General features: G+C 68.2%; 18 protein-coding genes and 4 pseudogenes. 8 read left to right on the top strand and 14 right to left on the bottom strand.

What is annotated here, in order from left to right:
• Window positions 1-220 precede the first annotated feature (220 nt).
• Both ACZ7L5_RS19300 and ctaD read right to left on the bottom strand, forming a co-directional pair.
• Window positions 221-595, bottom strand: a complete 375-nt coding sequence (locus ACZ7L5_RS19300; protein ID WP_471518030.1) for a hypothetical protein — start codon at window positions 593-595, stop codon at window positions 221-223.
• Window positions 592-2,304, bottom strand: a complete 1,713-nt coding sequence (gene ctaD / locus ACZ7L5_RS19295) for an aa3-type cytochrome oxidase subunit I (protein WP_471518029.1) — start codon at window positions 2,302-2,304, stop codon at window positions 592-594. The genes ACZ7L5_RS19300 and ctaD overlap by 4 nt, the downstream gene beginning before the upstream one ends.
• A 331-nt stretch (window positions 2,305-2,635) precedes the next feature.
• Between ctaD and ACZ7L5_RS19290 the strand changes: the two genes are divergently transcribed.
• Window positions 2,636-3,097 carry a hypothetical protein gene (locus tag ACZ7L5_RS19290; RefSeq protein ID WP_471518028.1) on the top strand — a complete coding sequence of 154 codons (462 nt, stop codon included), beginning with the start codon at window positions 2,636-2,638 and terminating at the stop codon, window positions 3,095-3,097.
• Between the two features lie 424 nt (window positions 3,098-3,521).
• Here the strand turns inward: ACZ7L5_RS19290 and ACZ7L5_RS19285 are convergent.
• Window positions 3,522-3,791: pseudogene (locus ACZ7L5_RS19285) on the bottom strand (hypothetical protein); the annotation flags it as partial.
• A gap of 22 nt (window positions 3,792-3,813) precedes the next feature.
• Window positions 3,814-4,179: pseudogene (locus tag ACZ7L5_RS19280) on the bottom strand (STAS domain-containing protein); the annotation flags it as partial.
• A 411-nt stretch (window positions 4,180-4,590) separates the two neighbouring features.
• Between ACZ7L5_RS19280 and ACZ7L5_RS19275 the strand changes: the two are divergent.
• Window positions 4,591-6,144, top strand: a complete 1,554-nt coding sequence (locus tag ACZ7L5_RS19275) for a GMC oxidoreductase (RefSeq protein ID WP_471518133.1) — start codon at window positions 4,591-4,593, stop codon at window positions 6,142-6,144.
• A 131-nt stretch (window positions 6,145-6,275) separates the two neighbouring features.
• Here the strand turns inward: ACZ7L5_RS19275 and ACZ7L5_RS19270 are convergent, their stop codons facing one another.
• The 4 genes and pseudogenes from ACZ7L5_RS19270 to ACZ7L5_RS19255 all read right to left on the bottom strand — a co-directional run bounded on the left by ACZ7L5_RS19270 (window position 6,276) and on the right by ACZ7L5_RS19255 (window position 9,152).
• Complete coding sequence (locus ACZ7L5_RS19270; RefSeq protein WP_471518027.1) at window positions 6,276-6,764, bottom strand: carboxymuconolactone decarboxylase family protein; 489 nt, start codon at window positions 6,762-6,764, stop codon at window positions 6,276-6,278.
• Window positions 6,765-6,766: 2 nt separating this feature from the next.
• The gene (locus tag ACZ7L5_RS19265; protein ID WP_471518132.1) at window positions 6,767-7,843 is read right to left on the bottom strand and encodes an NAD(P)H-dependent amine dehydrogenase family protein; all 1,077 of its coding nucleotides are present in this window, start codon (window positions 7,841-7,843) and stop codon (window positions 6,767-6,769) included.
• A 498-nt stretch (window positions 7,844-8,341) separates the two neighbouring features.
• A pseudogene (locus ACZ7L5_RS19260) lies at window positions 8,342-8,638 on the bottom strand (DoxX family membrane protein); the annotation flags it as partial.
• Between the two features lie 124 nt (window positions 8,639-8,762).
• Window positions 8,763-9,152 carry a VOC family protein gene (locus ACZ7L5_RS19255; RefSeq protein WP_471518026.1) on the bottom strand — a complete coding sequence of 130 codons (390 nt, stop codon included), beginning with the start codon at window positions 9,150-9,152 and terminating at the stop codon, window positions 8,763-8,765.
• Between the two features lie 106 nt (window positions 9,153-9,258).
• On the opposite strand from ACZ7L5_RS19255, the gene ACZ7L5_RS19250 reads away from it, so the two are divergent.
• The 3 genes from ACZ7L5_RS19250 (at window position 9,259) to ACZ7L5_RS19240 (ending at window position 13,263) form a co-directional block, all read left to right on the top strand.
• Window positions 9,259-10,320 (top strand): Lrp/AsnC family transcriptional regulator, encoded by a 1,062-nt coding sequence (locus ACZ7L5_RS19250; RefSeq protein WP_471518025.1) that lies wholly within the window; start codon window positions 9,259-9,261, stop codon window positions 10,318-10,320.
• 454 nt (window positions 10,321-10,774) lie between these two features.
• Window positions 10,775-11,569: a serine/threonine protein kinase gene (locus ACZ7L5_RS19245; protein ID WP_471518024.1), complete on the top strand. Its 795-nt coding sequence runs from the start codon at window positions 10,775-10,777 to the stop codon at window positions 11,567-11,569.
• Window positions 11,566-13,263, top strand: coding sequence for a serine/threonine-protein kinase (locus ACZ7L5_RS19240; protein ID WP_471518023.1), 1,698 nt, complete (start codon window positions 11,566-11,568; stop codon window positions 13,261-13,263). The genes ACZ7L5_RS19245 and ACZ7L5_RS19240 overlap by 4 nt, the downstream gene beginning before the upstream one ends.
• Window positions 13,264-13,358: 95 nt before the next feature.
• Here the strand turns inward: ACZ7L5_RS19240 and ACZ7L5_RS19235 are convergent, their stop codons facing one another.
• Both ACZ7L5_RS19235 and ACZ7L5_RS19230 read right to left on the bottom strand, forming a co-directional pair.
• Complete coding sequence (locus tag ACZ7L5_RS19235; RefSeq protein ID WP_471518022.1) at window positions 13,359-14,687, bottom strand: hypothetical protein; 1,329 nt, start codon at window positions 14,685-14,687, stop codon at window positions 13,359-13,361.
• Window positions 14,684-14,875 (bottom strand): hypothetical protein, encoded by a 192-nt coding sequence (locus ACZ7L5_RS19230; RefSeq protein WP_471518021.1) that lies wholly within the window; start codon window positions 14,873-14,875, stop codon window positions 14,684-14,686. Before ACZ7L5_RS19230 ends, ACZ7L5_RS19235 begins: the two co-directional genes overlap by 4 nt.
• Before the next feature lie 536 nt (window positions 14,876-15,411).
• Between ACZ7L5_RS19230 and ACZ7L5_RS19225 the strand changes: the two genes are divergently transcribed.
• On the top strand, window positions 15,412-15,864 hold the full coding sequence (locus ACZ7L5_RS19225) for a VOC family protein (RefSeq protein ID WP_471518020.1): 453 nt from the start codon (window positions 15,412-15,414) through the stop codon (window positions 15,862-15,864).
• 384 nt (window positions 15,865-16,248) lie between these two features.
• On the opposite strand, the gene ACZ7L5_RS19220 is transcribed toward ACZ7L5_RS19225, so the two are convergent.
• The 4 genes from ACZ7L5_RS19220 to ACZ7L5_RS19205 all read right to left on the bottom strand — a co-directional run bounded on the left by ACZ7L5_RS19220 (window position 16,249) and on the right by ACZ7L5_RS19205 (window position 20,179).
• Complete coding sequence (locus ACZ7L5_RS19220; RefSeq protein WP_471518019.1) at window positions 16,249-16,956, bottom strand: hypothetical protein; 708 nt, start codon at window positions 16,954-16,956, stop codon at window positions 16,249-16,251.
• Between the two features lie 155 nt (window positions 16,957-17,111).
• The gene (locus tag ACZ7L5_RS19215; protein ID WP_471518018.1) at window positions 17,112-17,543 is read right to left on the bottom strand and encodes a class I SAM-dependent DNA methyltransferase; all 432 of its coding nucleotides are present in this window, start codon (window positions 17,541-17,543) and stop codon (window positions 17,112-17,114) included.
• Window positions 17,544-17,856: 313 nt separating this feature from the next.
• Window positions 17,857-18,660 carry a hypothetical protein gene (locus tag ACZ7L5_RS19210; protein WP_471518017.1) on the bottom strand — a complete coding sequence of 268 codons (804 nt, stop codon included), beginning with the start codon at window positions 18,658-18,660 and terminating at the stop codon, window positions 17,857-17,859.
• A gap of 178 nt (window positions 18,661-18,838) precedes the next feature.
• On the bottom strand, window positions 18,839-20,179 hold the full coding sequence (locus tag ACZ7L5_RS19205; protein WP_471518016.1) for a ferredoxin reductase family protein: 1,341 nt from the start codon (window positions 20,177-20,179) through the stop codon (window positions 18,839-18,841).
• 308 nt (window positions 20,180-20,487) lie between these two features.
• Here ACZ7L5_RS19205 and ACZ7L5_RS19200 point away from each other — a divergent pair, with 308 nt between their 5' ends.
• Together ACZ7L5_RS19200 and ACZ7L5_RS19195 are read left to right on the top strand one after the other, a co-directional pair.
• On the top strand, window positions 20,488-21,306 hold the full coding sequence (locus tag ACZ7L5_RS19200; RefSeq protein ID WP_365064392.1) for an SAM-dependent methyltransferase: 819 nt from the start codon (window positions 20,488-20,490) through the stop codon (window positions 21,304-21,306).
• A 110-nt stretch (window positions 21,307-21,416) separates the two neighbouring features.
• Window positions 21,417-21,917, top strand: a pseudogene (locus tag ACZ7L5_RS19195) (helix-turn-helix domain-containing protein); the annotation flags it as partial.
• Between the last annotated feature and the right edge of the window lie 175 nt (window positions 21,918-22,092).

Genomic DNA, 22,092 nt, shown 5'->3' with positions numbered 1-22,092 from the left:
CAAGGCCGTCTACGGCTACGCCACCGGTGCCGTCGCTGATGCTCTGGCCGCCCGTCACGGCCCGGGGCCCGGACAAGCGCCACGCCGCCCGCCCCGGCCGCCAAACCGCTGCCGGCCCCTGCCCCGCAAGGACGCCCACAGCCAATGAGTCCGGCAGCCCCCGCTTGCCACCGAAGACGCGCTGCCATCCCCGTCCGCTGCCGGCGTCGGCTGGGCACCGTCAGCGGCTGAGCAGGGATGTCAGCACCCCCATCCCGCCCACGCAGGCCAGGACGGCGCAGGCACCAGCGGCATGGCGTTTGAGCAGGCCCCGTTGCAGGGCGGCGTACCGGGTTTCGTACTCCTGCCGCAACTGGGCGGATCGTTCGACTGTGCCGAGCAGCATCCGGCGAGTGAGGTCGATGCGCTTGTGGATGTAGTGGCGTATGACGTCCTCCGCCTGGGAGGCGGTCAGCCACGGCATCCGTGCGCAGAGGTCTTCGGCCTCGCGGCGCGCCTCGTCGTGGTGAGCGCGTGCGAGGAGGTAGCCCTCGGCTTCGCTGGCCAGAGCGCTGTTCGCCGCGCTGCGGGGTGTGCCGGGTGGGTCGGGCTTCATGATGGTTCGCCCTTGTGCCCCTCGGCCTCCACCACGTCCCGCTTGCCGGCGTTCTCCGCCTCATCGAGCTGCGCCAGACTGGGTTGGTGCAGGTCGAACGCCGGCGATTCCGTGCGAATGCGCGGCAGGGTGAGGAAGTTGTGGCGCGGGGGCGGGCATGAGGTGGCCCACTCCAGGGAGCGGCCGTATCCCCACGGGTCGTCGACCTCCACGAGTTTGCCTTCGTGAGCGGTTTTCCAGACGTTGTAGAGGAAGGGCAGCGTGGACAGGCCGAGAAGGAAGGATCCGATGGAGGAGACGGTGTTGAGAGCGGTGAAGCCGTCGACGGCGAGGTAGTCGGCGTAGCGGCGGGGCATGCCCTCCGCGCCGAGCCAGTGCTGGACGAGGAAGGTGGTGTGGAAGCCGACGAAGAGCGTCCAGAAATGGATCTTCTCCAGGCGGTGGTTCAGCATGGTGCCGGTCATCTTCGGCCACCAGAAACTGAAGCCGCCGAACATCGCGAAGACGATCGTGCCGAACAGCACGTAGTGGAAGTGCGCGACCACGAAGTAGGAGTCGGTGACGTGGAAATCCAGCGGCGGAGAGGCGAGCAGGACGCCGGTCAGGCCGCCGAAGAGGAACGTGACGAGGAAGCCGACCGCCCATAGCATCGGTGGCTCGAACGAGATGGAGCCCTTCCACATCGTGCCGATCCAGTTGAAGAACTTCACCCCCGTCGGCACCGCGATGAGGAAGCTCATGAAGGAGAAGAACGGCAGCAGCACCGCGCCGGTCGCGAACATGTGATGCGCCCACACGGTCACGGACAGTCCGGTGATGGCGATCGTGGCGCCGATCAGTCCCATGTAGCCGAAGATCGGCTTGCGGGAGAAGACCGGAAGGATCTCGGTCACGACGCCGAAGAACGGCAGGGCGAGGATGTAGACCTCGGGGTGGCCGAAGAACCAGAACAGGTGCTGCCACAGAACCGCGCCGCCGTTCTGCGGGTCGAAGATGTGCGCACCGAATTTCCGGTCCGCTTCCAGCGCGAACAGCGCGGCGGCCAGGACGGGGAAGGCGAAAAGGACCAGGACCGAGGTGAGCAGCACGTTCCAGGTGAAGATCGGCATCCGGAACATGGTCATACCTGGGGCGCGCATGCAGATGATGGTGGTGATGAAGTTGACCGCACCGAGGATGGTGCCGAACCCGGTGAATGCCAGCCCCATGATCCACAGGTCACCGCCCACGTGGGACGTGCGCTCACCCCCGCTGAGCGGGGTATAGGCGGTCCAGCCGAAGTCGGCGGCACCGTCGGGTGTCAGGAAGCTGCCGAGCACGATCAGACCGCCGAACAGGAACAGCCAGTACGAGAACATGTTCAGCCGCGGGAACGCGACATCCGGGGAGCCGATCTGCAGCGGCATGATCGCGTTGGCGAACCCGGCGAACGTCGGCGTCGCGAACAGCAGCAGCATGATCGTGCCGTGCATGGTGAACGCCTGGTTGTACTGCTCGTTGGACAGGATCTGCATCCCCGGCCGGGCCAGCTCCGCCCTGATCGCCATCGCCAGTGCTCCGCCGACCAGGAAGAACCCGAACGACGTGATCAGGTACAGGTGCCCGATCTTCTTGTGGTCCGTTGTGGTCAGCCAGGTGACGATCACCTCGCCGCGGCTGCGGCTCTCTGCCGCCGGTACCGGAGACACCGGTTCAGTTTGTGTCGCCATGAGTCCCTCGTTCGACAGCAATTCAGCGCATGGGTGGGCACGACCGGGAGAGCGAAGTATCGCCCCGCCCTTCAGACGTGTTGACTGCGCGCAACCAGCCCAACGGAACCCAATCCTGCCGTCCCCTCACCACGCCCTTGTAGCGTCTGATTTGGGGCTGACTGGCTGACAGATCCATCCGTTGGAGTGGGATACCCGATGGGGCGGCCGGCGCGGCTTCCGTGAGGGCGAAGTGAGCCGTAAGGGCTGACCGCAATGCTGGGCGGCGTGTTCGCCTGGCTTGCAGCCCGCAAAGCTGCGACACCGGTGATCACGAGAGACGGACAGGATCATGGAGATTCATCAAGACGGGCCTGACCGGGCCCACCGGCGCCCCGAAGGCGTCAGTGACGAGACCGTGGAAGCACTCGGGGCGCTGTCCAAGGCTCTGGAGACCACCGAACGCGCCAGAGGCCACCTCTACAGCTTTCATCAGCTGACCGGCACGTCTGACTTCCAACTTGACCGAGCCGTTGAGCTGCTGCGTCGAGCCGGCCACCCCGAGTGGGCAGACAGAGTGCAGTCGGAGATCCTCGGCCGGAACGTCATCCCGGGGCACTGGACCTTTCAGATCGTGGAGGCATACGACGTCACCTACCACAGGCCATTCACGCTCCTGGAGCGTGAGGCCGTCGATCAGCTGGCCCAGGGCCGCGGCCACCTGTACGAGGCGGAAATGAAGGAGACACGACGCACCGTCGGCCATCCCGACCACGCCGCCCGGCCTCCCGGCAGTCACGAACGTCTGGAATGAGTCCCGCACCCGACGACACCTGGTGCCATCTTGAAGGCGGATCACCGTCCCGGCCTCGCCGGTGATCGCTGCGGCCGGTGGATTTTGTCCCGTGTGGATGTGTCAGCGTGCGTGTGGGACCGGCGTTCGACATGCGACCTCCCCGCGCCGGGTTCGGTGTGGTCGCGCCGAACCTGCGAACGCGTTCCATCTGCGTGCCGACGGCCGGGCATCCGTCAGTGCGGGCGAGGACGTATCGCCGGACATGACTGCGGACCTGCTGGACCGCGTCACATCAGCCCGACACGAGGGGGAGCCGGACACGGCGGAGCCGAATACCCGCCCTGCCACCGAGCAGGAACGGGCCCTGCTCGCCCTGTGGCAGGACTTCTTGCCGACGCCCTCGCTCTCCGTCCCTGGACAACTTCTTCGAGCTGGGCGGGGACTATATCCGGTGCGCCCGAAGCCGGCGGCAGGATAAGCCGTTCTCAATGCTTCGGCCGGTCCGGTCCCCGCCGGCCCACTTGCCCTGTGCGACGTCGGTGAGAATCGAGCGCTGAGCCAGCAGCCCCCTGCCTGCGCCTGGGGGCGGGTGCAGGGCACGGTGGGCATCTACGCCGATCAGCGTGCCCGGCGCATAGCCCAGCAGCCGCTCCGCCCACGGATTGCAGGCGATCACCAGCCCGGCGGCGTCCACCGCGTACACGCCGGCACCCGCCGCCTCGAACGGGCGGCCATCAACTCCTCACCCGAGACGGCAGGGACGGCATCTGTCCCGGGAGAACTGTCCACGCCGCGTATTCTGCCCGCCCGCCCCGGAACAGGAGAAGCCAGCCAGGTGCCTGAAACATCAACGCCACGGTGCATGGCACGCCGCGGCGGCATCGGGGAACACTCCGATCGCCGTGTCCAGCCCCGTCAGTTCCAGCAGCCGACGCACCTGGCAGCCAGGGCCAGCCAGGACCAGCCAGCCGTAGCCTGCCCCCGCGTGCCTCGGCACGGCGCATCCCGTACACCACCACACCCAGTCCGGCGGAGTCCATGAAGGTCACCTGATTCAGGTCGAGCACGATCCGCATCCGCCCTTCGCTGATCAACGCATCCTCAAGAACGGCCCCGCAACGACGCCCTTCCGTCGGTCATTTCGGCCGGTAGCCACGGAACGTCCGTTGACCTGAATCCTCGGCCGCCACCACGATCGCCTCCTGCGTCGCGCTCGCCCGGTGAATCTAAAAAGGGATCAGTTTTGTAACGTCATGGTCCGCTAGTTCGGATCAGATCGGTACTGAAGAGGCGGGTGCGATAACCGGCTATTCCTGATGCGGGAAACCCGAGGACGGTGCTCAAGTTACCCGTAGGTTTCTCGTGACTTGTTTCACGATTCTCAGTAGAACTCGTTTCTGTTGCGTGAGAGAAAGGGGATCTACGTGGACTCCAAACTACCTGAAACACCGGAGGGAAGAGGTCTCTCCCGTCGTCGCTTCCTTGGCAGAACTGGTTCTATTTTTGGTGCCATCGCTCTGGGCGCATTCGACCTGCCGGCCGCTGCCGCACTGCCTGAGGAGCCCGGCCTGATCGAACCCGGTGCACAGGTCAGCGCCCTCGTGATAGGCACCGGGTACGGAGGGTCCGTCACCGCGCTCCGGCTCGCCCAGGCCGGCGTGGACGTGCACATGGTGGAAATGGGCATGGCTTGGGAAACTCCGGGGACGGACGGCAAGGTCTTCGCCAACACCACCACCCCGGACTACCGGTCGTTCTGGCTTCGCACACGGACCAAGCAGCCCATCAGCAACTTCCTCGGCTTCCCGCTCGACCGTGACGTGCCGCGGTACACGGGCATCCTGGACGCCGAGGAAATGGGCGGCATCGTGGTGTACCAGGGGCGGGGTGTCGGGGGCGGCTCCCTCGTCAACGGTGGCATGGCAGTGACACCCGAGCGAAGCCGCTTCCCCGGAGTGCTCCCGTCGGTCGACGCCGATGAAATGTACGACGTCTACTACCCGCGGGCGAACAGCACCCTCGGCGTCACGACGATCGACCCTGCCTGGTTCGAGACGACCGAGGCCTACAAGTACGCACGCGTGGGCCGCAAACACGCCGGGCGATCCGGTTTCCGCTTCATGTTCGTCCCCAACGTCTACGACTGGGACTACATGAAGCAGGAGGCTGCGGGGGCGGTGACCAAGTCGGCGCTGGCCGGCGAGATCCTGTACGGCAACAACCACGGCAAGAAGTCGCTGCCGAAGACCTACCTCGCGCAGGCTCGCGCGACCGGGCGGGTCACCATCTCACCCCTGCACAGGGTCACCGCGGTGACGCCCGCCACCGGCGGCTACTCGGTGACCATGGAGCAACTCGACACGAGCGGAGCCGTCACCACCACCAAGACCGTGCGGGCGCAACGGGTGTTCTTCGCCGCGGGCAGCGTCGGCACCAGCAAACTGCTGGTCCGTCTGAAGGCGACGGGTGCGCTGCCCGGGCTCAACAATGAGGTCGGCAGCGGTTGGGGCGAGAACGGCAACGTGATGTGCGGCCGGGCCAATCATCTGTGGGACCCGACCGGGGCGCTGCAGTCGTCGATCCCGACGGCCGGCATCGACAACTGGGCCGCGGGGGGTGCGTTCGCCGAGGTGGCGCCGCTGCCGACCGGTATCGAGACCTGGGCGTCGTTCTACCTGTCGATCACGAACAATCCGCACCGGGGCCGGTTCACGTGGAATGCGTCGGCGGGGAAAGTGGTGTTGGACTGGCAAACGGCTTGGAAGCAGCCGTCGATCACCATGGCGAAAACGATCTTTGACAAGATCAACGCCAAGGAAGGGACCATCTACCGCACAGACCTCTTCGGCGCGTACAAGATCTGGGGCGACCACCTCACGTACCACCCGCTCGGCGGGGCGGTTCTCGACAAGGCCACTGACAACTACGGTCGGCTGCACGGCCATCCGGGTCTGTACGTGATGGACGGTGCCCTGATTCCCGGCAACGTCAGCGTCAATCCCTTCGTCACCATCACCGCGCTCGCCGAGCGCAACATCGAGAAGATCATCGCCGAGGACTTCTGACCGCTAGCGCGTCCCGTCGGTGCGTCGTGCGGAAACTGTAGTGCCGTGCGGACCGTGCGGACCCTGTAGTGCCGTGCGGAAACTGTGGGCCGTGTCCGAGGGGCCCGGCCCACAACCCTGAGCGCGCCTTGTCAGGAACCCTGTGGCGACGGCAGCACACAGACGCTGTCGAGCCCCAGCACATGATTGAGGCGGCCGAACGCCAGCCAGGAGCCGATACTCATGCTCAACTCCACGATCTCCGCCTGGCTGTAGTGCGCCTTCATCCGGTCCCAGAACTCGTCGTCCAGACTGTGATGGTCAAGTGCGTAGCGCTCCGCGTACTCGGCGGCCAGCCGCGTCCGTACGTCGAAGGATTCCGTGGTCCGCCACTGGGCGACCGCGTCCAAGAAGTCGTTCTCGACTTTCTCTCCGTCGCGTTCGGTACGCCAGTCCAGGCAGAACAGACATCCGTTGATCTGCGCGATGCGCAGACGGGCGGCCTCGAACTCGCGCAGCCCAAGGGTCGTGTACTGATATACGGCCAGGGAGAAGGCACTGGCTGCCTGGCCGATTTCGGGAACGAGGTCGCCCCAGACGTACGGGATCGGCTCGGCGCCGTCGGGGATGTCGATGTGCATGATCACTTCTTTCCCAGTTTGCCCACCGCCGGGCGCAGCGGGACGTCGAGTGCGTCGTAGAGGCCGGGTTGGGCCTCGGCGAGCCAGTCGATGGCGTTGACGAGGCGGCCGGCTGCCGTCGCGTTGCCGCCGGCGGCTCTGTTGAGTCCCTCGTCCGTGGCTTCGACTGTGACCTCTATGCGGGGGCGCCCTTCGATGATCACGCGGTGTGCGCCCGCTCCGGCATCCGGTGGTGCCGGCCAGTCCGGGGCGCAGGTGGCGTGAATGCGGGTGACGTGCTCGACGATGATGCGGGGCTCGCCCTCCACCAGACCCTGCACCTCAAGGCGCACCGCTCCCTGAGTGCCGGCGGAGAACTCCCCCATCGTGTCAGTGACGACGGACGTTTCTAGAGGGCGGCGCTCCAAGGTCTCTTCGATGCCGTCAAATTCGACACCGAGGGCTCGGGCCATCATCCGCAGTTGTCCACCCCAGATCATCGTCGGGATGCCGTCGGCGAGCATCAGGGGCTGGTAGTCCAGGGGGTGTCCCATGCCGATCAGGTGGCGGACTGCTTCCTCCTGGTCGTATGTCGAGTAGTCGAAGATCTCCTGGCAGCGGACGGCGTCGATGTCGGATCCCAGTCCGCTGATCAGGAGCGGGAGTATGTCGTTGGCCCAGCCGGGGTCCACGCCGGACACGAACAGCGCGCCGCCGCCGGCCTCGACGGCCGCGAGCAGTACCTCGCGGATCTCGTCCGGTGCGTTGGTGCAGTCGTACATGCCGTACAGGGACGGTGTGACGACTACGGCGCCGGTACGGAGCACGCGTGTGATGTCTTCGATGGCGCCGTCCAGGCGAACGTCGCCGGAGGCCGCGTACACGACCGCGCGGGGGTTTTCGGAGAGGACCTTGTCCACGTCGTCCGTGGCCGCCACGCCTAAGTGTCGGTCGAGTCCGCTGAGTTCGCCCGCGTCTTTGCCGATCTTCGCAGGGTTCGACACCAGCACGGCCACCAGGCTGAGCATCGGGTGTGCCGCAACAGCTCGGATGGCTGCGCGTCCGACGTTGCCTGTGCCCCAAACCACCGTGGGAATCATGGGCGGAGGGTAACGATGCGCCCTAAAACTTCCCATAGTCGTGCAAGAGGAATCGGGCCCAGCGGGCGGAGGAGTCCGGCCCGGATGGCGTGCCCGTCCGGCGGCTGGGGCGGGGCCGCGGTCCGCGCGTAGGGGCCCCAGCCCGTGCAAGGGTGTGGCCGCAGGAGCCGGCATCGGGCCGAGCGAGAATTGCTTGGGGCATTCACCTGCTACGACGGACTCGCCGAGCTGGATGACGTCCGGGGAGTGGGATCTGGCGCGGGTCCGGATTGCGGATCGCCGCCGTCTTCGGCCTTGGCCCGGCGGTGGTCGGGGGGGGCGGGGGCTGAGCGAGGCTTGCGCAGTGGTTTCCGTTGCTGCCCGGCTGTGGCGGGCCAGCACGGTGATGGTGGCTGCCAGGAACACGGTCTGCATGGCGGTCCGGGGGCCCAGCTCGTCGTACCAGGGCACGTCGCCAGTGGCGGCGTACACGTTGGCCGGGAACATGAGGACCAGCATCGCGCTGAGCGCGGCGGCCGATAGCCGTGCCGTTCGTGACCACAGCAATCCGAGCGCGCAGGTGAATTCGGCGATGCCGGTCAGGGTGACGAGCAGGCCGGGAGCCGGCAGGGCGGGCGGCACCATGGCGACGAGTTCGTCGCGCATGCCGAAGAAGTGAGCGCCGCCGGTGAGCGCGAACATGGCTGCGAGGCCGCCGCGCAGGGCGGTGGTCGGCCGACGGAGCCGTATGGCCCCGAGCGCCCCGGCGAGCAGCAGCAGGCCTGTGACGGCGACGAGTGTGACGAGCGGTTCCATGCCGGTTCTTTCTGCCGTGACGGATGTCCTGGTGGATGTCCTGGTGGATGTCGTGGCGAATGTCGTGACGGCCTGGCTTGACGGTGCGAGGACGGTCGGCGGGGCGTTTGCCGTGACTGGCTGGTCAGGCGGTGTCGTCGGCCACGGCCGCGGCCGACCTGCGGACGGTGTCGGGGTCGATGTTCTGGATCTGTATGACGACCCCGTCCGGGTCGGTGACGCGGATGCTGTGGCCGAAGTTCTCCTCGACGAGCTCGTAGGGGTAGCCGTTGCGTTCGAGGCGCTGCGCGACCTGTTCCAGTGGCTCGTCCGTCGTGAAGCCCAGTTCGGTGGTGCCGGGTGGCCGGCCCTGCGAGACGGCGGCGGCGTGGATGCCGACGGCGCCGGATGCGGCGGTCAGGCGGACCCAGACGGCAGCGCCGGGCTCTTGGCGGACGTTGAGCCCCAGCCCGGCGTAGAAGGTGCGGGACGCGTCGACGTCGGCCACGTACCTGATGGGAAGGACGGTCAGCATGGTGTGCCTTTCTGCGGTGCGTTGCCAGCCAGCGTCCTGCCGGGTGCTCCGCTGCGCGCTGTAGGGTCGCCGAGTTGGACACGATCGGACGTTTGCAGGGGGTCTGGTGGCGCAATCGGTCACGCTCGACGTGCTGGACCGCCGTCTGATCCATGCTCTCCAGATCGACGGGCGCGCCTCGTTCAGCCGGATCGCCGCCGTGCTCCAAGTCCCGGAGCGCACTGTCGCGCGTCGCTACCAGCGGCTGCGGTCGGCCCTCGTGGTCCGGGTGGTCGGGCTTGTCGACAGCCAGCGGATCGGCATGCTCGACTGGTTCGTCCGGATCGACTGCACGCCGGAGGCCACCGATGTGCTGACCGCCGCGCTCGCGCAGCGGGACGACACCTCGTGGATCGCCCCGCTCGCCGGCGGCCCGCGGCTGACGTGCATGGTCCGCACAGCGGGCGCGGGGGCGGAGGGCGGTCGGCCGCTCTTCGACCACTTGCTGCGGACTCCGGGGGTTCGAGATGTCGAGGCGGGCTGTGTGCTGCGGGCGGTCGCCGGGGTCGGTGGCTGGGCAGGCCGTACAAGCGCGCTGGAGGCGTCCGAGCAGGCCGCTCTCCTCGACTCCGCGCCCGTGTCACCGCAGTGCCCGGACGTGGTTGCCGAGGTGTCCGGCTGGGGTGACGCGGAGGCGCGGCTGGCGGGTGAACTGGCCCTGGACGGCCGGGCGGACGTCGCCCAGCTGGCCGCTGCCACCGGATGGTCGGTCTCGACCGTGCGGCGCCGTGTCGCCGGGTTGCGGACCGCCGGAGTGCTGCATTTCGAGGTGGATGTGAGTCCGTCGTACTTCGGCTTCCCGGTCGAGGCGCTGTTGTGGCTGGAGGTGGCGCCGGCCTCGCTGGGTGAGGTGACGCAAGCGCTGTCGCAGCACTCTGCAGTCGCCTTCGCTGCCGTCATGACAGGCAGGGCGTCGGTGTTCGCCATGGTGCAGTGCCGTGACACCGGCGCTCTGTATGACTACCTGGCAGGCGAGTTGGGCGCGCTGGCGGGCATCGGCCGGGTGGAGAGCGCTCTTGTTCAGCGGCGCGCCAAGCGGGCGGGGCCGCTCCTGCTGCCGGCGATGACGGAACGCGCGCCGCGGTTCGCCCCCCGGGGGACGGTCCACGGGGCCGGCCGGATCAGATGACGACTGAGTCGGATTCTCCCCGTGACGCGGACGCGGACACTCCCCGTCCGTGGCGGAGCGTCTGGGGCTGTCGGCTGCAGGGCCGTTCACGATCGGCATCTTGTGGTTCCTGCTGACGGGCTCGGTGGGCTCTCGGGCCGCCGTCCGCGAGCGTGCCGCTGTGCGCAACGCCCTGCTGCTGCAGGGCTCTTACGGGGTGCGGGCGGGGCTGGGTATCCCAGGCTCTTGCGTTTCTGCAGGTCAGCTGTGGAGGGATGGTTCCATGGCCGGGCGGTGGGTGTGGGAGGTTGCGGCGGCGGCTGTGACCGGTGATGCTCTCGGTGTCGTGCCGACCGAGGCTGGACTGACCATCCGTCGCCGGGAGTTGCGATGTGAGGTGCAAACATATCGCGCCGGGCCGGCGGTAACCGGTACCGCCTGCAGTCCTGGCGATCATTTCGGGGGGAGAATCGGCATGGAAACGATCATTGTCCAGCCGTCCGGTCCGGTGCGGCCGGGCGCTGCCGGGGCGGGCGGGCCCGGGCTGCTGTACATGGGGCCGGGTGATGTGGCCGATTTCGGGCGGGGGCTGCCCGGTGGCGAGGACGTCTCGATCGTCTTGCCCGATCCCGGGATCTCCCGGCGGGCGGGGCGGCTGGAGGCGGCCGAGGACTACTGGCGGTTGTCGAACTTCAGCTCTGACTGCGCGTATGTGGTGGAGAACCTGGAGGGTGCCGGCGAGTACATGACCGTTGCGCCGAGAAGGCTCGGGGCGCCGGTGCCTTTCGAGTTTTCCCGGGTTGTGCTGCCGGCGCTGAGCGGGACCGCGGAGTTCAAGGTGTTCGCCCCGCAGCACGCCTTCTTGGACGAGCGGTCCGTGCCGGGCGCGGGCGAGCAGACCGTGCTTCCCTACGCGCTCGATGTGACGGCCAAGTATTTCCTGGTGCTGGTGGCGTTGTGCGAGCCGCGGCTGCGTGAAGGGTCGGACGGGGCGCTGCCGGGGGCCGGGGACATTGCGGAGCGGCTGCGTCCGCTGGACAGCTGCCGTGGTCTGACTCGTTCCGCGGTGAACTACCACATCGACTATCTGGCCTTTGCGAAGCTGCGCCTGGACGTGGGCGAGGAGCCCGGTGCGGACGGCAACGGCCGTACCGGTGCCAAACGTGCCCGGCTGGCGCTGCTCGCTCTGCGTTTCGGTCTGGTGCGCGAGGAGCATCTCGCGCTGTTGCCGGCGCGCAGGCGGGCCGGGGCGCAGGGGGCTGGGGCGTGACCCTGTCAGGCGCCGGGGGCGGCGCGCTGGGGGCATCTGGGGACGAGAGCGGTCCGCTGGGGGCATCAGGAGACGGCGGCGGTGCGCTGCCGTCAGGGGACGGAGAGGACGTGCTCGGGGCAACAGGAGGGGGCGGCAACGGTGCGCTGGGGCCGTCGCGGGACGGGGAGGACACGCTGGGGGCGCCCGCGCCGCGGCTGCCGGCGGGATTCCGTATCGAGGGCTGGGAGCTGAACGCGGTCATCGGCTCCGGCGGATGGGGCACCGTGTACGAGGCCCGGTCGGTCGCCGACGGTACGCCGGTGGCGGTGAAAGTGCTGCCGACCGGCGCTCTGGCACCGGGCCAGCGTGCCGCGCTCGGAGAACTGGTGGCGCGTGAGGTGCGGTTCAGCACGGAGGCGGACCATCCGCATCTCGTACGGACCCGCGCCGTGTGCACCCTCGACGTGCCGGAGCTGCCCGCCCTGGACGGTGCGATCGCGCTCGTGATGGACCGTGCCGAGGCCAGCCTGCGCCAAGTCCTGGATGCCGCCGAGACCGGCCGCCCTGTCCCCGACGCGGTAGGCATGCTGCGGGGGGTTGCTGCCGGGCTTGCCCACATGCACGACGCCGGGTGGGTGCACGGTGACCTCAAACCCGCCAACGTGCTGCTGGGCACGGGCGGCGAGGTCTGGCTCGCCGACTTCGGCCTAACGACCGAACTCGACGGCACCCACGCCCACATGCCGCCGCTCGGCACACTCGACCATCTGCCGCCCGAGTGGTGGTCCCAGCGCACCGGCGCCGAGGGGTCGGTGGTCCGGCCGACCGCCGACGTCTGGGCCTTCGGTGTGCTGGCCCATCAGGTGCTCACCGGGGGCCTTCACCCGTTCGCCGGCGCCACCGCCCGCGCCCGCTCGCTCGCCGCGCAGGCCTACGCCCGCGGCAGCGCGCCACTACGTCTGGATGCCGGACTCGAGGAGGACTGGCGCCGGCTCATCAGTGACTGTCTGGCACCGGACCACGCGACCCGCCTCCCGCACACCGCCGCCGGCCTCGCCGCCCGCATGGACGACCTTCCCGGCGGGCGTCGCCGCCGGCGTCGACTGCTGCCGGCCGCCGGTGTGGCGCTCGCCGTCGCCGTGGCCGTCGCCGGGTTCGGACTGTTCGGCAGCGACGATGACGAGGATGGTGACCGCGGTGGCGGGCGTGGCACTCCGGCCGTCGTCACCGGTACGCCCGTCGTGGCCGCCGGGGAGATCCCGCAGGACGCCGACGTACCCGAAGCACTGCGGCCGGTCATCGTGAGTGCCGCCCGACGCTGCACCGACGCCGAGGTCACACCCGCCCTGCTCGCCGCGCTGCTCAAAGCGGAAAGCGGCTTCGACGCCAACGCGGCCCGCCCTGCCACCGACGAGCACGGCATCGCCATGTGGACGCCATCGGTGTTCCGGGCCTGGGCCGTGGATGGCGACGGCGACGGCGACAAGGAGCACCTGTCACCGCCGGACGCCATCCACACCATGAGCCTGTACGTGTGCTGGCTCGACCAGCGCTTCAAACAGGCCCGACTGCCCGCCGAGGACCTGCCCGCGCTTATCGCAGCCGGCTACCGCACCAGCGACCGCACGGTCATCGAGGAGCGCGGTGTCCCCGAACGCGTACGGCCGCACGTGGATAAGGTGCTCCGTTTCCTCGCCGACTACGAGCGGTGAGGAGACGGCCGACTTCGCACCACCCAAGCCTCGCGCAGCCGCGCCCAGCAACCCCTGACGTCCGCCGGGACAGCAGCCTCTGAGGTCCGCCGCGGTCAGCAGTCCTTGACGTCCGGCAGCCGGTTGCCGGGCGAGCTGATGAAGATGTTGGAGACCCAGCCGCCGTACTGAGGCAGATAGGCCCACCAGTCATTGGTGTACGGCGGCACCTGCACCTCCTCCCCCCGCGCCTGGCATCCCACCAACACCTCGGCCCCGGCGGGCAGTTGTGTGATCGGCGCGTTACGTGTGGACGCGTCACGGCGGACGTTCACATGGCTGCTCCACGTGCCGTACCACCACCCGGCAGACCGCGCCACACCCGGAACATCCAGCGAGCGGGTCAGCCGGCCGATGTCCGTGTACGCCTTCCCGTACGACGTGCCGACCGGATGGAGCGTGAACACGGCCACGACGAACCGGTCATCCGCACCCACCGTCCCCGTACTGTGCAACGCAGGCCGGGTCAGATCCACGTCCGCGGCAACGGGAGCGAGAGCCTGGTTCTGCTGGTGCTGGGCCGGAGCCTTTGCGGCGCTGGCGACCTTGGCGGCCTGGGCATGGGCGGCTTGGGCCTGGTCGGCCTGTGCCTGGGCAGATGACGCGGTCGCTCTGTCCGCCGTACGCGGCGCGGCCGCCGGCCCGCGGGCAGTGCCCGGCGGGCCGCAGGTGCCCTCCTCGTACGACGACCCCGCCCAGCCCTGCTTGATGGCCCACGGCTTCTCGAACGCCCCGGCAATGCCGAAGTGCTGGTCGAAATCGTCCGAGGCGCAGCGGGTGGACTGACGCAGGTTGCCCATGACGAAGTCGCGTACCGGTGCCGGCGCCGAGTCCAGGAGATAGCGGTAGATGGTGACGGTGTCACGGGCCGAGAGGGAGGCATAGCCCCAGTAACCGTCGTACCCGGCGGGCGGCCCGACCGTGTCCTTCAGGCCGAGACGGTCGGCCATACGGGTGATGATCGCCGGGCCGCCGTTCTGCGACCAGTAGTAATTTGCCGCGTCGTCCCAGCTGCTGCGGAGCATCGGCTCCAGCCGGGCCCGGTCGGCGGCGGGCACCGTGTAGTCGGGGCCGCGGTTCCACAGGAAGTCCAGCGCCAGCAGCAGTTTGACGACGGAAGCGGACCGGAAGCGCAGACTCGGGTTGAGCTGCTCGGTGAAAGTACCGGTCTGCCGGTCGAATACGGCAGCCCCGGCGGTGACGCCGTCGGGTACCTGGACGGACGCGGGACCGGCCTGCGCAGCCCGCCCGGCAGGGGCAACAACGGCGGCATCAGCGTCCGCCCGAACGCGGGCATCGGCAGGGGCGTTGGCGGTGGCGGACCCCGCTGCGGCACAGCTGATCAGCAGCAGCGCGGCGGAGGTGGCTAGAAGGCGGCGCTTCATTGGTAGTGCTCCCTGAGCAGTATCGAATTGATCGGGGTGAGGTCGACGTAGAAGCCCTCCTGGGCGCCGATCGTGAAGTGACAGCCCGCGGTGAGGGACTTGCACGTCTCGGCCAGCGCACCGTCGGCGCCGCACGGGCAGCCCGCCCACGAGCCGCCGTCGGCCTGCGCCTGGCCGCTGCCGGCCAAGACAGCGAGGGTGGTCAGGGCAAGCGCGGCAGCGCCACCCGCAGTCCGCGGCCGGGGCCGGGGCCCGTGCCGGCTACGCGGGCCGGACAAGGACCACGCCGCCAGCGACCATGCACAAGGCGGCACCTGCGGCGAGCACGGAACGGGACAAGGGCACGCGCATCAATGCAATCTCTTCCTGTCTGCGAAGGAGACCCTCTGCAGCGCCGGGAGCCGGAAAGACACTCGAACCCTAGAAAACAAAGCGGCACCAGCGACCCTGACAAATGACAGGGTGACAACCAACAGCACTCCCCCACGACAGCTGCGGCGCCTTCCTAGCCGGCATGCAGAAGCGCGCGGAAGACCACGCCGGCCCGGGTGGATCTCGGCGAGGGCCTGCGGCCGGCCGGGATCGACGGCTCGACAGGAGGATGCCGGGGCGGGGACGAACGCGGAGCGCACGGATGGCTCCCACCTCCGGCCGTGTTCATCCGCACTCACGGAGACCCATCGACCACTATGGGAAAAATGTCTGATCCACCAGGAGGTTTTGCATGCACCGTGATGGCTTTCCCGCACCAGATTCCGGGCTCCTCCTCACCCACTTTCTGACGGTGACCGACGTAGCCCGATCCCGCGCCTTCTACACCGACGTCCTCGGCGGTGAAGTAGTGCTCGAGGAAAACCCCTGCACCATCAGACTCGCCAACGGATGGATCATCATGAACCCCGGCGGCGGCCCCACCCCGGACAAACCAGATGTCACCCTGTGCCCGCCCACCGACCCCACCACGGTGAGCAGCTTCCTCAACCTCCGCGTCGCCGACATCGAAACATGTCACCGGGAATGGAGTGCCAAAGGCGCCGAATTCCTCACACCACCCATCGACCGCAAAGCCGAACTGCGCTGCTACCTACGCGACCCGGACGGCTACCTCATCGAAGTCGGCCAGGCCACGGGCATGCTCCACGGCACATACGCCGACACGCCCACCCACACCAACTGAAGCGCTGGCGAGGCAACCGACCCACCCCACCCCAGCCACATCCACGAGCACCCCCGACCCCTGGACCGACTCCGCCGCGCACGCCAGGTACTTCAGTAAGTGCCGCCGGTGCGCGGCACGCGTGGCTACGACCACGACAAGTACCGCTGGCCGGGGTCTGGGATCCGCCAGTTGGTCTGGGACCTCGGTGTGAAGCCCGTGATCGAACGACGCGGCACCGCTCATGGCTCTGGGCTGGGCTGGACTGGACTGGGCACTCAATGCTGGTTCGTCGAGCATGCGTTCGCTCACCGGCCCGGTTTCGCCGCCTGCGGATCCGCTGGGAGATACGCGACGACATCCATTAAGCGTTCCTCACCTGGTCCTTGAAGGCGCTGGAGCCAGTCAGTGCACGCGGTCCCCGCATTCCGCCGGAAACAGCACGGCACCTGGCGGCAGTTCGCTCGGATGCCGGGTGATCACCCGCAGGCATGCTTCGCGAGTGTCCTCCGTGGCCGGATATTCGAGGGTGAGTTCGCTCAGCATGGTGACGGCTCCAGCGAGCTGCATTTCCGCCGCGTGCACGCCGTCGGGGAGACAGCCGGCCAAGATGCCGAAGGCTGCCGTGTCGCTGCCGTCGGCGACGCACTCGCGGATCTCGAAGCGCCAGTGCGCGGCCGCGTCGGCCAGCAAGGACTTGCCCCTCTTGCCCCGCCCGACAAGGAAATCGGCGCGATCCCTCAGATGGTGGGCGATGGCACAGCAGATGGGAACCGCGCTGCCGTCAGGAGCCGTCACCCGCGTGTACCCGGCATGCGGATAGCACGACAGAGCCTCATCAAGCAGCCCCATCGCGGTGTCCTGCGCCGCCGAGTGGCCCCGCCGGGCGATGTCCAGGAGCAACGGGGTCGCAACCACAGCCGCTGGGAACACCGCGCCACTGTGGCCATGAACGATCCCGCCCCCGCCGAGCTGCGAGCCCGCCTCCGCCGCCTGTACCACGTTCGCTGCCTCGGCCAGGGCTCGTAGACCACGGGCGGCCCGATCCGGTTCATACCAGTTGGGATGGCCCGGTATGGAGTCCCAGTCCACCACGTCGATCTCATCCAGCACAGCAGCATCCTCGCACGCAGCCGCTACGCACCGTACGAGCCTCAACGAGGTTGAGGGCCTCCGTTAGGAGTTCTTGGACCGGCCGACACAGTTGTGGCGCCGCCTCGATAGGAGCCGTATGCCTGAGCCGTTCTCCGAGGCCGATCTGCGCGGCTCTACCCGTCGAAGATCCGTGTCGCGATCCTGCTCGACAACTTCTCCCCGCACCTGACCAGGACGAAGGAACCCAGGTCGGCGACTGGGCCGCGGCCAACAACGTCGGGGTCGCCTACCCCCCCGACCAACAACCCCAGGCGCAACCGCATCGAGGCCCGGTTCACCGCCCTGCGCTCCAGGTAGTGCAGGACCAGGGACGCGACGACGTCGTCGAACGCCGCGTCGGGGAACGGCAGCGGGCTGCGCAGATCAGCGGTGTGCAGGACCGCGTCCTCGCCGTGCCGCTTCCTGGCCAGTTCCAGCATCTCGGCACTGGAGTCGAAGCCGGTCACGATCGTGCCCCGGTCGCGCGGCACCGCGGGCAGGAGGCCGGAGCCGCAGCCGCCGTCCACGATTCGTCGACCGGCCACGTCTCCGACCAGGTCCAGCATCGCGGGCCGCTCGTGGTAGGCGTTGAAGAGGCTCGTCTCTTCGAGGCCGAATACGCCTCGGCGAAGCTGTCGTAGTCGCTGGCAACGCTCGCGCGAGCCCGGCAGTCTGGCAGCCCTCGGAGACAGGGCATGTCCGCGGCAGCGACTTGGCGGGCGTGCTGTCTGTGTCCCCGTCGGAACTGCGTCCCATGGCTGGCGATGAATGCCACACAGGGCAAACGTTCTCTGACATGGCACTAGCTGAAGGTCAGCAGCCGCAGGCCACGTCGCACGGGCGACGTGACCTGGGCGCAGAACTTCGTCTGAGTGGCTGCTACTTCAGACTTACCGCGTCGCCGGCCGACACGACCCGCGCGGTGGTCGTCGTCCCGGGGAAGTACCAGCGCCAGCTTCCCGCCGAGGTGGCGGTCACCTTGGTGCTGAGCTGCCCGGTATCGCCCGTCTTCACGGTCTTGACCGTGCTGTAGTGGGCGCTGCCGGCCTTCTTGAACTGAAGCTTCACGTCCTGCCTGGCGTATCCGTGGTACTTCAGGTCCTCCCAGTTGGCCCGGGACAGCTTGCCGGTGACGGTGAGCTTGGCGCCCTTGGCCACGGGCTCGGGCCCGGCGTTCGTCGCGAGCTTGGAAGCGCGCTTCATCTTGAACTCGGCGATGTGGTCGGAGATCCAGTAGTCCCCGTCCTTGGCCTTGACGGTGGCGTTGACCTGCCAGACGCCCGCGCTGCGGTTTACGTCCTCGGGCATACTGCCGGGGAGCCAGGCCGGGGCGATCGTCATCGTGGCCGTGCACACCGACGTGGTGGAACTCTTCTTCTCGCACCGGGTGTCCACCCAGTCGCTGAAGCCCCAGCCGTTCGTCTTGTTGAACACACTGACGTCCGACAGGCCCTTCACTCCGGAGTTGTCCCGGATCGTGATGGCGATCGGATAGGTGACGCGCGCCGAGGTGCCGAGAATGACGTTGTTCCCACCGTTCACGACCGTCTTGGTGACCCGGATGTCCCCCCTGCCCTCGGCATGGGCCCCCGTCGCGGACAGCAGCGTCAGGGCCACCGCCCCACTCGCCAAAACCCAGGCCGTTCTGGTCCCCCTGGCCGTTCTGGCCGTTCTACCTCGCATGATCCCTCCCCTGTGATGTGGGAAGCGAGATTACACAGCCAGCCGGACCAGGTTCGCACAGAGGTTCGCCACCAAGCCACGGCACATGTCGGCCGCGATCGTCGCGCCGCGGTCAGTTGGGTCTGCGGGGCACCCTCGTGTTGCCCGGGTGGGTAAGGACGTTGGGCCCACCACCAACTCAGGCCAGGCCGAACCTCTCGGCGTGCACTTGTCGCGCGGGGACCCGCAGGTCTCGCAGGCCGCCGAGCACGGCCCTGGTCATGGCCGGCGGGCCGCAGACGTACACGTCGCGGTCGGTGATGTCGGGGACCAGCCGGTACAAGCTGCCCGGGTCGAACGGCGGGACGCCGCCCTCGCCGGTTCTGCCGGTGAGCAGCTGCAGCCTTCCGCCCCGCAGCGCGACCAGGTGACGCACCTCGTCGAGCAGCACGGCATCCGCCTCGCTACGAACGCGGTACAGCACAACGACGTCGCCGGTCGTCTGTTCCTCCAGCATGGCCCGCACGGGCGTGATCCCCACGCCTCCGGCGATCAGCAGGACGCCGGGCCGGGTCCGGTGCAAGGAGGTGAATGCCCCGTACGGTCCCTCGACGAACGCGCGGCTGCCGACCGGGACGTCCCGCAGGCCGGCGCTGGCGCTGCCCGCCGCCTTCGCTGTGAGGCGCAGTCCCTGGCCGCCGGGCGCCGCCGACAGGGAGAAGGGGTTGGCCAGCCACCAGTGGTTGTGCCCGGGGAACCTCCAGACGCAGAACTGGCCGGCCCGGGCAGGGAGTTTGTCGAGGTGCCGGCCGGTCACGTACACCGAGACCACGTTGTCCGACTCCGGCACTACGGCAGCGACGCGGAACTGGTGGTAGGCGTTGCGCCACAGCGGCACGGCGACCCGCCCGGTCAGCAGCGCGCCGAAGGCGAACAGCCACAGAATCCACCAGTAGGCCGTGGCGAACGCGGAGGACGTAAACGTCGTCGTCTCCTGCAACTGGTGGACGAACGCCAGGCCCAGGGCCACGTAGAGCAGCAGGTGCAGGCCATGCCAGACCTCGTACTGCAGTCGGCGCCGCAGGCCCCGCGTGGAGATCGCGGCGATCACGACGATGATCGCCGCTGCGAGCATGCCCAGCAGGGAGGCCGGCACCCCACTGAGCGCGACGAACGTCTTCCCCATGGACGCGTCGTCGAGAGTCGCGTAGCCGAGCACCACCAAAGTGGCGTGGGTGAGGACGGTCCACAGCAAGGTGAAGCCGACCCAGCGATGCCACACCGTGAGCCGGTCCATTCCGATACGGCGGTCCAGCCACGGCAGCCGGGCCACCAGCAGCAGTTGGAACAGCATCAGCAGGGCCGCGTGCAGGCCGAAGAACTTGGCGACTGTGAGCACCCCGTTCTTGCCCTCACCGGCGCTGACGAACAGCGCCTCGACGATCACCACATTGACGATGACGAAGGTCCACATCGCCCAGCGCGCCGCGTCCACCGGAAGCATGGTGCCCGTACGCACCGTATTACTCGCCGCCGTCATGGTTGCCTCTCATCCCCCCATGGCCGCAGTACTCACGACCCGTGTGCACAAACCCCATGAAGACCGAGGAATTCGACCAAATGCGCACCTCGATCGGGTAAGAATACGGCGCATGGGCCCGATCCGTTCATGCCGGAACCTTCCAATCTGACCGCCATTTGAGCAGCCGGCGGCTGAGACTCTCCCTGGTCAGCAGCAGACCGCGTGCCTCCTGAGTCGAACCGTGCCCCGGGTGCCGCGACTCTCCCCAACTTCTGCCGCTAGGTTGCTCCTTGACCCCTGAATCGGGCTGATCTGGAGGACATCGCGTGACCAGGATTCCCGCTGCCTCGGCCGAGGCGCACAAGCGAATCAGGACCGACCAGCCGCACACGGCCCGGATCTGGAACTACTGGCTGGGTGGTAAGGACAACTACCCCGTCGACCAAGCTGCAGGCGACCAGATCCGCACGTTGCACCCGGGCATCGGCGACTACGCCCTCGCCGACCGGCAGTTCCTCGGGCGGGCCGTACAATACCTCGCCGGCGAGCGCGGGATACGGCAGTTCCTCGACATCGGCACCGGCCTGCCGACGGCAGACAACACCCACGAGGTCGCTCAGCGCATCGCCCCGGAATCCCGCATCGTCTACGTCGACAACGACCCCATCGTGCTGGCCCACGCCGAAGCCCTGCTGACCAGCACGCCAGAGGGCCGCACCGACTATCTCGACGAGGATCTGCGCAACGTCGACACCATCCTGGAACAGGCGGAGCGAACCCTGGACTTCAGTGAGCCCGTGGCGCTGATGCTGCTCGGCGTCGTCATCTTCATCGAGGACGACGACGAGGCGTCCGGCATCGTGCGTCGCCTGATGGACCGGCTGCCTGCGGGCAGCCACCTCGCCCTCTCCCACACGATCACGCGGCCGGACATGCCGGACGTCGACGCCGCGGTCGCGTTCTGGAACGAGCACGGCACGCCGAAACTGACCCAGCGCACGCCGGCCGACATCGCCGGGTTCTTCAACGGCCTGGAGCTCCTCAATCCGGGCGTCGTGTCCTGCAACCGCTGGCGATCGGATGACGGCGAGACCGTTCTGCCCGCCGAGGTAGCCATGTTCGGTGGTGTAGGGCTCAAAGCCTGAACTTGTCCTTGATCTCCTGAGGCTGTCGCGCTCGATGATGCTCGCGGGTTGCCTGGCCGTTTTGCCGACGTCGTAGCGGTCGCGAGACGGCGATTCTGTGAGCCGTTCCCGACAACGGCGACGTCCTCACCTCCGCGGGCAAGGCCGCCGCCATGGACCTGTGCCTGCACCTGGTCCGCCTCGACCACGGCTCGGCCAACGCCAACAAGGTCGCCCGACGCCTCGTCATCCCACCCCACCGCGACGGCGGCCAGGCCCAGTTCATCGCCACCCCCATCCCTGCTCCAGGCAACCACCCCCTGGGTGAGCTCTTCCCCTGGGCGCTTGAGCGGCTGGACCAGCCGCTGACCGTGGAGGACCTGGCCCGCCAGGCCGGCATGAGCTCCCGCCACCTCGGCCGCCACTTCAAGCACCTCACCGGCACCACGCCACTGCAATGGCTCCACACCCAGCGCATTCGCCACGCCCAGCAACTATTGGAGACCACCGACGCCACCGTGGACACCATCGCCGCGGCCACCGGCATGGGCACCGCCACCACCCTGCGCCGCCACTTCCACCGCAGCGTCGGCGTCCCACCCGACACCTACCGCCGCACCTTCCGTCTCTGACTCAAGGAGTAGCCCTGGCGGCCTTTCGAACAGTGCCAAGGCACCGTGCTGTCCGAAGTGGTGAACAAACGCTCCCCAAACTCGGTTGGCACAGATCTTGGGGAGCGGTCACTGAGGATGACGGTTTCGTTAGAAACCCGCTGCCCGAATCAAACACCTACCTCGTAGCCTCTGC

The organism is Streptomyces sp. NPDC107528, from assembly GCF_055639295.1.
This window is presented reverse-complemented; position numbering and strand designations above follow the sequence as displayed.

Coding starts and splice junctions, on each gene's coding strand:
- ACZ7L5_RS19265 (WP_471518132.1), bottom strand. CDS start 7,843: ATGATTCCCACGGTGGTTTGGGGCACAGGCAACGTCGGACGCGCAGCC.
- ACZ7L5_RS19235 (WP_471518022.1), bottom strand. CDS start 14,687: ATGAAGCGCCGCCTTCTAGCCACCTCCGCCGCGCTGCTGCTGATCAGC.
- ACZ7L5_RS19205 (WP_471518016.1), bottom strand. CDS start 20,179: ATGACGGCGGCGAGTAATACGGTGCGTACGGGCACCATGCTTCCGGTG.
- ACZ7L5_RS19245 (WP_471518024.1), top strand. CDS start 10,775: ATGGAAACGATCATTGTCCAGCCGTCCGGTCCGGTGCGGCCGGGCGCT.
- ACZ7L5_RS19300 (WP_471518030.1), bottom strand. CDS start 595: ATGAAGCCCGACCCACCCGGCACACCCCGCAGCGCGGCGAACAGCGCT.
- ACZ7L5_RS19210 (WP_471518017.1), bottom strand. CDS start 18,660: ATGCGAGGTAGAACGGCCAGAACGGCCAGGGGGACCAGAACGGCCTGG.
- ACZ7L5_RS19225 (WP_471518020.1), top strand. CDS start 15,412: ATGCACCGTGATGGCTTTCCCGCACCAGATTCCGGGCTCCTCCTCACC.
- ACZ7L5_RS19255 (WP_471518026.1), bottom strand. CDS start 9,152: ATGCTGACCGTCCTTCCCATCAGGTACGTGGCCGACGTCGACGCGTCC.
- ACZ7L5_RS19270 (WP_471518027.1), bottom strand. CDS start 6,764: ATGCACATCGACATCCCCGACGGCGCCGAGCCGATCCCGTACGTCTGG.
- ctaD (WP_471518029.1), bottom strand. CDS start 2,304: ATGGCGACACAAACTGAACCGGTGTCTCCGGTACCGGCGGCAGAGAGC.
- ACZ7L5_RS19290 (WP_471518028.1), top strand. CDS start 2,636: ATGGAGATTCATCAAGACGGGCCTGACCGGGCCCACCGGCGCCCCGAA.
- ACZ7L5_RS19215 (WP_471518018.1), bottom strand. CDS start 17,543: ATGCTGGACCTGGTCGGAGACGTGGCCGGTCGACGAATCGTGGACGGC.